The organism is Leptospira saintgironsiae (assembly GCF_002811765.1).
Lineage (GTDB): Bacteria > Spirochaetota > Leptospiria > Leptospirales > Leptospiraceae > Leptospira_B > Leptospira_B saintgironsiae.
The window spans coordinates 579,600-592,912 of the sequence record NZ_NPDR01000001.1 but is presented as its reverse complement, the minus strand read 5'-3'; the positions used below and the strand labels follow the sequence as shown (position 1 = coordinate 592,912).

The following is a 13,313-nucleotide window of genomic DNA, read 5'->3' as shown; positions in this document are numbered from 1 at the left end:
TAAAAATGAATACAACTACAAAAGAACCTGTTTGGATACCCGTTAGTACAGTTAGTGAATTTCCGGAAGACGGAGGAGTCTGCGCTAAAGTTTACGGAGAACAAATCGCGATCTTTCATTTCAGTTCTAGAAACGAATGGTTTGCATGCGAGAACAAATGTCCTCATACAGGAGACATGGTTTTAGCAAGAGGAATGATTGGTGATTCTCAAGGAGAACCTAAGGTTGCATGCCCAATGCATAAAAAATCTTTCTCTCTTAGAACCGGTGCTTGTATCAGCGGAGAAGAATATTCTATAAAAACATTTCCTGTTCATATCGAGGACGGGACAGTTTATATCGGGATCGAAAGTCCAGGAACTCAGGGTTGAGATCATGAATTCTGCCGCAGGAAAAGTATATCTAGTAGGTGCTGGTCCAGGAAATCCGGACCTTCTCACTGTTCGAGCAGTAAAACTATTAAGAAAAGCAGATGTAGTTCTATACGATGATCTTGTTTCTGCAGGAGTTTTAAAATACTGTAAAAAGTCTGCAGTCTTGGAATACGTAGGAAAAAGGATCGGACAACATAGCTGCCTTCAAACAGAGATTAATCAAAAATTAGGAGAATATGCTAAACAATATTCTAATATAGTTCGTTTGAAAGGTGGCGATCCTTCTATTTACGGAAGAGCTGGAGAAGAAATAGAACATCTCGCTTCTTTAGGAATTGAATGTGAAATTTTAGCTGGAGTCACAACTGCTTCCGGAGCAGCCTCCAGTTTAGGAATTCCACTCACTCATAGAGAATACGCGAGAGAGATACTTTTTTTATCCGGACATAAAAAGACCGGTAAAAATCCAGAAAGTTTCGAAGACCTAAACTTGGAAGGTAAAACCGTTTTGGTTTATATGGGGCTGAATAGTTTGGAAAGTATTCGGGAGAATTTATTAGAATCCGGAAACTCTGGCTCCACTCCTATGGCGTTCATAGAAAATGCCACTCTTCCCAACCAAAGATTGATCTTAGCGAATATAGATACCTGTTTGGAAAAGGCAGAAGAATTCCAGATCAAGACTCCCGCGTTGTTGATCTTCGGGGAAATCGTAAATTTCTACACCGAGCTGCAACGGTTAAAAGAAGAAGGTAAGATCTCCTACTGTTAGGAAAACTACTCGCAGTTTTCCTTAGCGGAATTATATTGATTCCTGCGGATTCCCGCTAAGAGGAAGCATGAACGATATTACCGGAAAGAAGACAACTCTTAGAACTGCCCAAGCAGAAGGTTTTGTATTCTGCAAACCGGAAACCATAATTAGGATCAAAGAAAATACTCTTCCCAAGGGAGATCTTTTCGGAGTGGCAAAGGCAGCCGCACTTCTTGGTTCTAAAAAGACTTCTGAACTAATACCTCATTGTCATCCTGTTTCCATAGATTCTTTCCAAATTGAATTCGAAGTTATTTCCGACAAAAACGCTGTCCGCATTTTAACCACTGCCAAATCCATCGGAAAAACGGGCATAGAGATGGAAGCTCTGACAGGTGTAAGCGTAGCTTCATTAGTGATTTATGATTTACTAAAACCTATAGATAAAGAATTAGAAATTTCTTCTATTCGCCTTTTAGAAAAGAAGGGTGGAAAAACGGATTCACAGATCACAAAATTTGCAGCAGGCTCCAAAGCTGGCATTCTGGTTTGTTCTGATTCCACTTTCCAAGGAAAAAGAGAAGATGGTTCCGGAAAAGCTATTTTAAATCTATTAAAGGAACATGATGTAGAAACTGTTAAATCAGAAATTCTTCCTGATGAGCCTGAACAAATACGAAATACAATATTAGAATGGTCTAAACTAGGCTTAGATCTTATCGTTACCACTGGTGGAACGGGACTTGGGCCCAGAGATAATACTCCTGAAGCAATAAAAGAAATTTTAGAGCAGGAAATTCCTGGAATTGCAGAAGCAATGAGATCTTTCGGACAAGACAGAACTCCATTTGCAATGTTATCTAGATCCATCGCAGGCAGAATTGGCAAAACACTAATAGTGTCCGTTCCGGGAAGTACGAATGGTGCTACTGAAAGTTTACAAGCAATTCTTCCCGCAGTATTCCATGCAAAAAAAATGATGAGAGGAGAAGGACATTGATCTCCGTCCAAGAGGCACTCAGACTCGTAGAATCTTCTGCTAGTGAATCTTCTCCTGAAAATACAAACTTGGAAAATTCTCTTGGTAAAGTATTAAGAGAAAAGATCTACGCGGATAGAGATTATCCTCCTTTTCATAGAGCAACCATGGATGGATTTGCTTTAAAGTCAGAAGGTTTTTCAGAAGATCGAATTTATTCTTATACAAGAGAATTACATGCTGGAGAATCTTTCCAATTAGAAAGCGGAGAAGAAGCCATCCGCATAATGACAGGCGCCCCTGTTCCAGAAGGTTTCGATCTAGTTATTAAGATAGAAGATTCCGAAGATTTAGGAATTTCTAATGGAAAGAAGCAGGTCCGCTTTAAAACTGAAAAATCCAGCTCCTTCTCCAATATAGCAATCAAAGGAGAAGACCTAAAAATAGATCAAGAAATCTTAAACGAAGGAATATTGATCAGTGCTCCTGTTCTTTCTTTACTTTCTTCTTTAGGAAAATATTCCATTCAAACTTCTAAACTTCCTAGAGTGAGAGTAATCTCTACTGGAAACGAAATCGTAGGCCCTGGAGAAATTCCAAAACCTTGGCAGATCAGAGATTCTAATTCATATTCTATCAGATCTTTATTACAAAAATATGGTATAACTCCGTTGTCTGTTACTCGTGTGGGGGACGATCCAATCCTTTTAGAAAAAGCAGTAAAAGAAGGTTTAGATTCTGATCTTCTCATTCTCTCAGGTGGAGTTTCCATGGGAAACCTAGACCTAGTCCCGAAAATTCTAGAAACTTCCGGAGTGAAGGAAGTTTTTCATAAAGTAAAGATCAAACCTGGAAAACCAATATGGTTTGGTAAGAAGAATGAGCAGGCAGTCTTTGGTCTACCTGGGAATCCGTTCAGTGTCCAGGTTTGTTTCCGGATTTTTGTAGAAGCATATATACGAAAATTTTTAGGACTTTCTTTAGAGAAACCTATCTATCTGCCTTTTGCTGGAGAAAGAAAAAAGAAAAACAAACTGACCGAGTTCTTCCCGGTTTCTTATGAGACCAAAGTCCAAACCTTTTTATCTGAAAAGAAGTTTAACGGAAGCGGAGATATTCGAGCTGGAATTTTTTCGGACGGACTAGGAGTCCAATTTTCCGAAACGGAAAATCTGCATGAGGGAGATTTGTTGGAATTCTATCCTTGGGCCTAATCCAGATTGACGCAGGGTAGCTCATCGATTGAAATAAGACTGTAAATTATCTCAAAAACATTTTGTAGGAACTCCTACATCGGAGGGTCAGTATGAGCTCGAAGAAAAAAATCGCTGTTGCTAAGGGAGATGGGATCGGTCCGGAAATTATGGACGCCACTCTTAAAGTCTTAGAAGCGGCGGGTGCGAGCATCGAACCGGTCTTTATAGATATCGGAGAACAAGTCTATAAAAAAGGCCATAGCGCAGGAATTGAACCTGCGTCTTGGGACATTCTCCGCGACACAAAAGTATTTTTTAAAGCTCCAATTACTACTCCTCAAGGAGGCGGCTACAAAAGTTTGAATGTAACCGTTCGGACCACCTTAGGACTTTTTGCTAACGTTAGACCCTGTATTTCACTTTATCCTTATGTAGATACAAAACATCCTAAATTAGATGTAGTCATCGTAAGAGAAAATGAAGAAGATCTTTATACTGGAATAGAACACAAACAAACTTCGGACACTGTCCAATGTTTAAAACTGATCTCGAGACCTGGATCAGAAAAGATCATACGTTATGCTTTTGAATACGCTAAAGCTTATGGCAGAAAAAAAGTAACTGCAATGGTAAAAGACAATATCATGAAACAGTCCGATGGATTGTTCCATGATATATTCAAAGAAATTGCAAAAGAATATCCTGATTTAGAAGCAGCAAGTGAGATCATAGATATTGGTGCGGCCCATTTAGCGGAAAGACCTCAGGTTTATGATGTTGTTGTGACATTAAACTTATATGGAGATATCATATCTGATATAGTCGCTCAAGTAGCTGGATCAGTTGGAATGGCAGGATCCGCAAATATTGGAGAAGTTGTCTCCATGTTCGAAGCAATCCACGGTTCTGCTCCTGACATCGCAGGAAAAAATATCGCAAACCCAAGTGGACTTATTAATGCAGCAGTGATGATGCTTGTTCACTTAGGACAGCCTGATATCGCAGCTAAAATACAAAACGCTTGGTTACTCACTATCGAAGAAGGAATTCATACTGGAGATATTTACAAAGCAGGAGTAAGTCGTATCAAAGTTGGTACTAAAGAATTCGGAGAAGCAGTTATTGGAAACCTTGGTCATCTTCCAGAAAAATTCAAACCAATCTCTTTCGGAAAAGCAAAGGCGATCCATATTCCAGAGTACAAAAGAAAAGCTCTTCAAAAAGAATTAGTGGGCGTGGATGTATTTTTAGATTGGGAGCCTGGAACTTCTGAGGACCTCGCTAAAAAACTAAGTGCAGTCTCTGGAGATTTAAAACTCAGAATGATCACCAACAGAGGAGTAAAAGTTTATCCTAATGGTGCTCCTGAAACTTTTTTAACAGATCATTGGAGATGTAGATTCGTAAATCCGGAAACTCCAGATAGCGAATCAGGGGATGGTTTTATAAAAATACAACCAGAACAGATCGCAAAATTATTACTTAGAATTTCAGAAGCTGGATTAGACAGTATCCAAACGGATAATTTATATAAGTTCCAAGGAAAAAGAGCATTTTCCTTAGGTGGCGGAGAATAATTAAGGTTGATTAGATAGTATTCTTTTAAACGAATCCAGGGACACAGGCTTAGTTATATAATCTTTTACTAATGGAATTTCTTTGGCTCTTCTTAGATCAGAATCATCTACAGAAGAGCTAACCATGTAAATTTCAGGCTTTTTGCTAAGCGAATTCACAAAGTTTGCATACTCATCTAAAAATTGCCAGCCATCCATAAACGGCATGTTGATATCCAAAAAGATAAAATCAGGAATGATATCAGGCTCGCTCTGGTGTTCTTTCAAAAAGCTAATAGCACCTTCTCCATCCGGAAATACTTTTAAACTTTCGACAGCGCCGGTCTTTTCGATGGTTCTTTTAGCGATCTCAACAAAGATCGCATCATCATCTACGAGTAAAAGTTTTTGTTTTTTAGATAGCGAATTCATTTGCTTTAGAAAGATGAATTATAAATTTCGTGCCCTGTCCGGGAGTACTTTCCACATGGATTTCTCCACCCAAGGATTCGATTTGGTTTTTGGTCATAAACAGACCCAAACCTCTTCCGTCCGTGTTTCGGTGAAATCTTTTGTGTAATTTAAAAATTTGATCCCCATGTTTATTTAAGTCAATTCCTAAACCGTTATCCTGCACTTCCAAAACGTGATTTCCGTGAGACCAATAGGTCCTAAATCGGATCACCGGATGAGGGGATTCACATCTATATTTCAAAGAATTAGAAAGTAGGTTTAAGAATATACTCTCCAAATATACCGGAGGGTAGACAATTGAAGGAGATTCGGAAAAATCCGCAATGATTTCTGCATCACATTCCAATATTTGGCCTAAAAACATGGCCTTTACTCTAGAAAATACCGACTCGAATAAGATTTCTTCTGAAACAACCTTTGGACTTTGTCTTATTTTAATAACTTCTACGATTTCGTTTAATGTTGTAAGTAATTGGTCAGAGGTTGTCTTGAGATAGTCCATGTATTCGACTCTCTCTTCTTCCGTTTCCGCTTCTTCTAAAAACTTTACTAGCGTGGAGATGTTACCGATCGGAGATCTCATATTATGGGACACAATCTGGTTAAATTCTTCTAGTTGGGAGATCCTTTCTTTTAAATGAGTGCCTACTGATCTAAGCCTTGCATTTTTTTCCCTTAGGATATTTTCTAAGATCCGTTTACGAGAGATATCCTGGATCTGAGCAACGATGAACATCAGTTCTCCAGAATCTTTTCGAACTGCAACTCCAGTAATAAATACCCAAACTATATGTCCTTTTCTGTGGATGTATCTTTTTGCGAATTGAGCGCCGTTTCTTTCTCCATCGATAATTTTACGAAATGCTTCTGCACCTACGTTTAAGTCCTCAGGATAAGTAATATCTTGGAAAGATTTGAAAAGAAGTTCGTCAGGTTCGTATCCTATCATCTTAGCGAAGGATTGATTGAGTTCTAAAAAGTGTCCGTTCTTATCTAATAGAATGATCCCATTACCGGAACTATGAAATGCTTCCGAGAATTTTTTTTCACTTAAGCGGATCTCTTCTTCTACCAATTTAGAAAGAGTGATGTCTTGCATCGCACCGTATACACCTACGATTCTTCCTTCAGAATATGCAGGCTTACCTTGGGTACGAACCCAAATTACTCTTCCAGTTTCTGTTACCATCCTATGTTCTACAGAATAAGTCTCACCTTTTTGGTAGACTCGTAAGTTATTCTCTCTTAACTTTTCCATATCTTCTGCATAAGAATATTTTCGATAAACAGTTTCCCTATCAATTCCTAGAGAAGGATCTCTTTCCAAGATCTTATAAATTTCAGAAGACCAATACAAATGGCCTGTTTCAATATTTGATTCCCAAGCCCCTACCTTTGCAAGTTCCGACATGATGGAGGAGAATTTTTTTTCCTGCTGCAAACTCTCCGTTAGTTGCACTTGGTCAGTAACATCTCTGGAAGTAGTATTTAAGTGAGTAACTTTGCCTTCTTTATTTCGTAATGGCTGAGTTAAGGTTTCGAACCAAATGTAGTCACCATTCTTTTTTAAAAAACGATATTGGGAAGCGACTGTAGGTCTTCCCTCTTTTGCAGGATTATGAGAATCTCTTAGGATACGCTCTCTGTCATCGGGATGAATAAAATCGTAAGGATTACGCCCTAACATCTCTTCCGGTTTAAAACCAGTAAGAGTCTCGATGATAGGATTTACATAAAGATAAATCCCTTCTGGGTCATGTAAGCAGATCAGTTCTCGGCTTGTTTCGATCAAGATCCGGTACAAATCTTGGTTTTGATCCAATTTGATTCCTTCCTGACCTAGTCTTTCTTCCATAAACTGCAAGAACTTGCTCTATTAACTAATACATAAAAAGACGACTTATACGAGTACATTGCGAATAAAAAAGTCCCAAAATCCTAAAATGTAAGGAATATATTTCCGCAAAATAAACTGATCTAAGATTTCAAATTTCACTCGGAACTATACCTTTTGTCCTAGAACGAGTGGTCTGTTTTTGAGGGTTCAGTTCCGAAAAAAGAACTATTTTTCGCGTGGGTTTTATCTCTTTTAGAAGAATTAAAAAGAGGAAAAGTAAATTAAAAAAACGTAATTCGCTTATTAAGGGAAGTTTTCCGATCTGGATAAGACCGAAAAACTTCGGCCTGATTATTCTCCGTCGTCTCCGATCGCTTCTACTGGACAGATTTCCATAGCTTTACGAGCGGCAACCGCTTCTTCCGGACTGGCAGGCTGTTTATGGAAATATACCTTAGACTCATCGTCGGTATATTTCAAAAGTTGAGGAGCCTCTTCCAAGCAGTCGTTACAAGGCACACAGCTATTATCAATATAGAATTTTCCCGGAACGTTTTCCGGAACTTTGTCATTCTTATCTGCCATGAATACTAAGGATTATCGAACGTTTGGAACGTCAAGTTGGTTTTCTATATAGAAACAGGTAGGATAGGATTGACAAGTCCAAGAATCGAAGGAAAACACTGCAATGGCAAATTCAGCCCCGCGTTTATCTCGCAGAACATTCCTGAGACTGGGACTCGCAGGTTCAGGAGCCCTAGTACTTGGGGGATCGATTTGTATCTTAAACAGATCTTCCAGGCAACTGCCTAAAGCACTATTCTTCTCCGAATCAGAATTAGAAACCCTAGCTGCATTATCAGAAGCTATCTTACCTGAAGCTGCTAACGCTCCAACATATAAGGAAGCAAAGGTATTAGAAAGATTAGATGAAGAATTTTATTTCGTAGACCCTTTCTTATCCGATGATTTTAAAACTTTAATAATGGTTTTAGAGTATCTTCCATTCTTTCATTGGAAGTTTTCTAGATTCTCTAAACTTTCTTTAGAATCCAGAAGAAAGTTTTTATCAGAATTGAATCATTCTGACTCAGACACTGTAAGAGCAGTTTGGGCAAATTTAAGAATGCCTATTTTTCTAATGTATTACGGACACGAGTCCACTTTTAAAACAATTTCGTATGACGGACCTTTTTTAAATCCTCCTGAAAAATTAAGCGAATCCAGGATCTATTATCGCAAACTAGTAGGAGGTTCCGATGTCGGGTAAAATTTATGAATGGAAAAATTTAGGCGAATCCAAAGAGATCCGCACTGAAGTTTTAGTGATCGGGACAGGTTGTGGAGGTGCAACTGTTGCTTACGAACTAGCTAAGGCGGGAAAGAAGGTAACCTTAATAGAAGAAGGAGGTTACTACCATACAGGATCCTTTGATAATCATGAATTGAATATGGCTGGCAAAGTTTCTGCAGAAAGAAATATGGCCACCACTGCAGATGGAACAGTAAATATAGTGTATGGGAAAAATGTAGGCGGTGCATCAGTCCATTATTGGGCTGATAGTTATAGAACTCCTAATGACAGATTAGAACTTTGGAAAGATAAATTTGGAATACTAGGTCATAGCGCAGAAGATCTAGAACCTTTTTGGAAAGAGTTAGACGACACACTAAATGTCCATCCCGCCAAGGAAGAAAATTATAATAGAATGAACCAATTGGTTCGTAAAGCTTCCAAAGAATTAGGTTGGGAAGGAAATCCAGTTCCACAAGCTCGTAAGAACTGCCAAAAATCCGGGCATTGTATGCAAGGTTGTATGTTCGGAGCAAAACAAAGCCAACTAATCACTCATATTCCGATGGCAATAGCTTTAGGTGCAGATCTTTACGCGGATACTAAAGCATTAGAATTGGAATATGAAGGAGATAAGGTTGTCGGACTAGAAGCAGTTGTAATCGACAGACCTTCTCAAAAAGAATCCGAAGTGAAATTACGTTTTAAAGCGGACACAGTTGTCGTTGCTGCCGGAGGATTTGGAAGTTCTACATTTCTTCTTAAAAACGGACTCAAGAAAAAGTTACCAGCATTAGGAGAATTTTTAGCAATCAATCCTTCTCCATTTGTTCATGCTCTCTATAAAGAATCAATTATACAATGGAGAAATATTCCATCTGCATACGGGGTAGAAGAATTTAGACTCGCACGTTATGCAGGAGGAACATATAGAGAAGGCGGCTATCTAATTATGGCCAATCAATTGCAACCAGGAGCGATAGGTGCACTTGTCCCAGGATTCGGAGAAGAACATTTCGAGATCATGAAAGAACTTCCTAGACTAGGAGGAACCATAGGTTGGATAGACGATCCGGATACTGAGTTAGGGAGAATAGAAATTAAGTCAGGTGGTAAAAGAGAAGTCCAATACAGTTTCGGACCACTTACTAAAGAGATACTTAAAGATTGTATTCGCAAACAAGTCATTCTAAACTTTAAAGCGGGCGCTTACAAAGTAATACTTCCGGATCTAAAAAGAACTGTATTAACTAAACCAGAGGAAGTAAATGTTGTGGAGTCACTTCCATTAACTCCTGCTTCTATGGCGATGGCTGCTCCTCATCCTGCCGGAGGATGTAGAATGGGATTAGATCCTAAAACTTCAGTTGTGGATTGGAAACATAAGGTACATGGAATTTCGAATTTATATGTAAGCGATTCAAGTGTGTTTCCTACTGCGGTTTCTGTGGACCCAAGCTATACGATTATGGCATTCTCGAAAAGAGCTGCCCAATTTATTTCAGAGAAGAAGTCCTGAGCCTATGCTCGGAACTTTTGGGTCGAATCTCCTTGACCGGACCGCTCCTTGGAAAAACATCGTAATCGCAACCAAGAACCGGAGAGGTGTCCGAGCGGTTTATGGTACTTGCTTGGAAAGCAAGCGTAGGGTAACACCTACCGGGGGTTCGAATCCCCCCCTCTCCGCCAGTTCTTGTTTCCAGTGGATCTAATATGGAACCGCTAGGTAAAACATTTCTTTGGATCGGGGCATTCTTCCTGATTATTGGGGCCATTATCATTTTCGGCTCCAAACTTCCATTTATCTCTTCTCTTGGTAATCTACCTGGAGACTTCAAGATCGAAAGAGAAAATTTCAGATTCTATTTTCCTTTCGCAACTTCTATTCTGATCAGCGTCGGACTTTCACTTCTTCTGTATCTTTGGAACAGATTTATACATTAAGAAAAACGTATGGATTTGGAAAACGCTCCTCGCTTTAGCGACCGATTTGAATTCATTCCTGGGGAGAATGATCTATATTCTCTCTTAGAATCTTTTAAAAAAGCCGGACAAGACTGGATCGACCTTACTATTTCCAATCCTACAAAAGTTGGGCTTGTTTATCCAAGAGAAGCAATATTACATTCACTAGAAAAGCCGGAAAGTCTAGAGTATGATCCCGATCCGAAAGGAACTCTCAACGCTAGAAAATCGATCGCAAGTTATTATAAAGAAAAAGGTCATACTATCTCAGAGGAAGATTTATTCTTAACATCTTCTTCCTCCGAAGCGTATTCTTATTTAATAAAATTATTATGTAATCCGGGAGAAGAAGTTCTCATCCCTTCTCCTGGATATCCACTCTTTGAATTTTTATCCTTACTTGATGGAGCAGAATTTAATTCTTATAAGCTAGACCAAAGCGAAGGTTGGAAAATAGATTTCGAAGATTTAAATTCTAAGATCACTAATAAAACTAAAATTCTGTTCTTAGTTTCGCCTAATAACCCTACAGGAAGTCTGCTTACCTCGGAAGAATTCGAAAAATTAAAAGTCATTTCAAAAACCAAAAAGATAACATTGGTTTTAGATGAGGTATTCTCAGATTATCTTCACAAAGAAAATCCTCATCAAATCGATTTTTTTCATACTGATTTTCCGGTGTTCGTAGTAAATGGAGTTTCTAAGATACTTGCACTTCCCCAAATGAAACTTTCCTGGATCCATGTTGGAGGTCCCACTAACTGGAAAAAAGAATGTAAGGAAAGATTAGAGATCATTTCAGATACTTATCTTTCTGTTGGAACCCCTATCCAACTCGCTCTTCCTGAATTATTTCAGTGGAGAAATATGATCCAAAGCCAAGTGTTAAGAAGAATAGGTAGAAATCTTCAGGTTCTAGAAAGTTTTCATTCTTCTCATCCAAATATTGCTTACATATCTCCTAAAGGAGGCTGGTATGCAGTATTACAATCTCCATCCTTCTTAAACGATGAAGAATTCTCTTTTAGATTATTAGAAAAAGAGAAAGTGCTGGTTCACCCAGGTTCCATGTTCGGATTCGAAGAAGATTCAGGAAGTATAGTTATCAGTTTAATTTCTGAAACTGAATTGTTTCAGTCTGGACTCGAAAAAATCTCAGCGTTCTTATAGAATCACTTTTTGCACGAAACTTTTGTACTGTTTAGGAGTAAGGCCTGTCGCCTTCTTAAACTCCACATTAAAAGAAGTTTTAGAACCAAAACCCACTGCAAATGCAATGTTTAGAATATTGTCCTCGGTATCATTTTTCAAAAGAAGTTTTGCTTCTTCTATTCTTTTAGAATTCAAATAAGCGGCAAATCCCATCCCAAGTCTAGAATTCAAAAGTTCAGACAATTGGTGAGTGCTTAGTCCGATCTTAGAAGCAAGCATCTGGATTGTAACTTCTTCCTCTGCGAATAATTTCTCAGTGCTCATCAGATGTTCCAGAGCATTCAATGATTCGTCCACATCCAAACCTGAAATCTTAGAACGAGCATATCTAGGCTTATTTATAAAACCCCTCAATGTCTCGAGAAGGCTATTCTTCTCTTCCAAGTTTTGAGAATACTTTTGGATAATATTATAAAGAAGAATGAGAAGATCCGCCGGAAAGAAAAGAGGTACTGAATACACAGTAAAAAACCCGTATTCCAAAATCCCAATATAGTAAAAAATACTAATATATCCGAAAGTAAGATACAATCCCCAGGAGACCAAAAACAGATTTAATTTACGATTTCCCCGGCCGCGAAGATAGATTCCAGCAATCAATATCATAGGAATAGAAATAGAATATATGATCTCGTTGATCAGAGTCAGATATGCAATCGTTTCCATCGTAAAAATGAGCGGAAGGGTCAGACCCAGAATAACAGAAAAAAAGAATAAGGTCCTATCTACCCAAGGCAGAAAGGTTTCTGTTTCCAAAAACTTTCGAATGAATTGGAATCCAAAAATGCCTCCCAAATTAAAGAAAAAATAATTCACCTTTTCTGTCCAAAGAGGGGAATCTTCCCAAAAAAGCTCTATCGCATTTCCATAATTTACATCGTAAGAAGCTCCCATACAGAAAGCATAGCAGGTATATAGTAGAAATTCTTTATATTCCGTTGCTCTATAATAGAATAAAGCAACTAGGATAAGCATCCCATACAAGCAGGCCGAAAGTGAAAACGCTCCAGTTTCAAGAGCGAGATTGGCTCGAACGCCAGCCTCATCCATAATATCAATTGGAAATGACATAATGGATTCTGATTTGATCCGAACGATAAATTCTTTTTCTTCTCCAGGTTCTCCTTGCAAGAGTAAGGTTGGATAGAGAACATTCTTAACAGGCCAATTACTTTTTGATAATGTATCTCCAACTCTTTGTAAGGGAGTTACCCCATTTGGGGTATATAATTCTGCTAAATCATGAGCCTTCCAACGAATTACGAAGTAAAGATTTTCACGAATTTCTTCGCGAAATCGAATTCGGAATTTTAACCAATACGATCTTTTGGAAAAATTGAAATTTAAGGCGTTTGATCTAATTTTTTTCCAACCAACATTTTGATTCGATGGAGGAGGAATATTTTCTGTATCGGTTTTTTCCCAAAGATAAAGTTCGGGTGTAATGTTTTTATTATGTTCGTTTGTTTTTAGACTGAACGGAAGTTCTTTTGCGAAGATGGAACCGAAACTCGAAATTAGAACGAGAAGAAAAATCGAAATTCGGATCATGCGTTAAAAAACATTTTTTCGTAATTCAATTAGGTGCAAACAAAAAACGTTCATGTATATAATTCCGAACGATTTTCGATTCTATATAGTATATTATCGAAATGTTACTCTCCAGTATGAG

The 13,313-nt window shown here is 38.3% G+C and carries 13 protein-coding genes and 1 tRNA gene; 10 read left to right on the top strand and 4 right to left on the bottom strand.

Features of this window, described 5'->3' with window-relative positions:
• The first annotated feature begins 5 nt into the window (after positions 1-5).
• The 5 genes from nirD (at position 6) to CH362_RS02705 (ending at position 4,880) form a co-directional block, all read left to right on the top strand.
• The gene (gene nirD, locus CH362_RS02725; RefSeq protein ID WP_100708800.1) at positions 6-371 is read left to right on the top strand and encodes a nitrite reductase small subunit NirD; all 366 of its coding nucleotides are present in this window, start codon (positions 6-8) and stop codon (positions 369-371) included.
• 4 nt (positions 372-375) lie between these two features.
• Positions 376-1,146, top strand: a complete 771-nt coding sequence (gene cobA, locus CH362_RS02720) for a uroporphyrinogen-III C-methyltransferase (protein WP_100708799.1) — start codon at positions 376-378, stop codon at positions 1,144-1,146.
• A 67-nt stretch (positions 1,147-1,213) separates the two neighbouring features.
• Complete coding sequence (gene moaCB, locus CH362_RS02715; protein ID WP_100708798.1) at positions 1,214-2,128, top strand: bifunctional molybdenum cofactor biosynthesis protein MoaC/MoaB; 915 nt, start codon at positions 1,214-1,216, stop codon at positions 2,126-2,128.
• Positions 2,125-3,321, top strand: coding sequence for a molybdopterin molybdotransferase MoeA (locus CH362_RS02710; protein WP_100708797.1), 1,197 nt, complete (start codon positions 2,125-2,127; stop codon positions 3,319-3,321). Before moaCB ends, CH362_RS02710 begins: the two co-directional genes overlap by 4 nt.
• 92 nt (positions 3,322-3,413) lie before the next feature.
• On the top strand, positions 3,414-4,880 hold the full coding sequence (locus tag CH362_RS02705) for an NADP-dependent isocitrate dehydrogenase (protein ID WP_100708796.1): 1,467 nt from the start codon (positions 3,414-3,416) through the stop codon (positions 4,878-4,880).
• Here the strand turns inward: CH362_RS02705 and CH362_RS02700 are convergent, their stop codons facing one another.
• The 3 genes from CH362_RS02700 to CH362_RS02690 form a co-directional block, all read right to left on the bottom strand.
• On the bottom strand, positions 4,881-5,291 hold the full coding sequence (locus CH362_RS02700; protein ID WP_100708795.1) for a response regulator: 411 nt from the start codon (positions 5,289-5,291) through the stop codon (positions 4,881-4,883).
• Positions 5,275-7,188 (bottom strand): PAS domain-containing sensor histidine kinase, encoded by a 1,914-nt coding sequence (locus CH362_RS02695; protein ID WP_100708794.1) that lies wholly within the window; start codon positions 7,186-7,188, stop codon positions 5,275-5,277. Before CH362_RS02695 ends, CH362_RS02700 begins: the two co-directional genes overlap by 17 nt.
• A 333-nt stretch (positions 7,189-7,521) precedes the next feature.
• The gene (locus CH362_RS02690; RefSeq protein WP_100708793.1) at positions 7,522-7,755 is read right to left on the bottom strand and encodes a ferredoxin; all 234 of its coding nucleotides are present in this window, start codon (positions 7,753-7,755) and stop codon (positions 7,522-7,524) included.
• 103 nt (positions 7,756-7,858) lie between these two features.
• On the opposite strand from CH362_RS02690, the gene CH362_RS02685 reads away from it, so the two are divergent.
• The 5 genes from CH362_RS02685 (at position 7,859) to CH362_RS02665 (ending at position 11,599) form a co-directional block, all read left to right on the top strand.
• Positions 7,859-8,440: a hypothetical protein gene (locus tag CH362_RS02685; protein WP_100708792.1), complete on the top strand. Its 582-nt coding sequence runs from the start codon at positions 7,859-7,861 to the stop codon at positions 8,438-8,440.
• Positions 8,430-9,983: an FAD-dependent oxidoreductase gene (locus CH362_RS02680; protein ID WP_100708791.1), complete on the top strand. Its 1,554-nt coding sequence runs from the start codon at positions 8,430-8,432 to the stop codon at positions 9,981-9,983. Before CH362_RS02685 ends, CH362_RS02680 begins: the two co-directional genes overlap by 11 nt.
• Before the next feature lie 80 nt (positions 9,984-10,063).
• A tRNA-Ser gene (locus tag CH362_RS02675) sits at positions 10,064-10,153 on the top strand.
• Between the two features lie 24 nt (positions 10,154-10,177).
• Entirely contained in the window at positions 10,178-10,408 is a 231-nt protein-coding gene (locus CH362_RS02670) for a DUF2905 domain-containing protein (RefSeq protein ID WP_100708790.1), read from the top strand.
• A gap of 9 nt (positions 10,409-10,417) precedes the next feature.
• Positions 10,418-11,599, top strand: a complete 1,182-nt coding sequence (locus CH362_RS02665) for a pyridoxal phosphate-dependent aminotransferase (RefSeq protein WP_100708789.1) — start codon at positions 10,418-10,420, stop codon at positions 11,597-11,599.
• Here CH362_RS02665 and CH362_RS02660 read toward each other — a convergent pair.
• Entirely contained in the window at positions 11,594-13,192 is a 1,599-nt protein-coding gene (locus tag CH362_RS02660) for a 7TM diverse intracellular signaling domain-containing protein (RefSeq protein WP_100708788.1), read from the bottom strand. The two genes, CH362_RS02665 and CH362_RS02660, sit on opposite strands and share 6 nt — an antisense overlap.
• Positions 13,193-13,313: the final 121 nt, after the last annotated feature.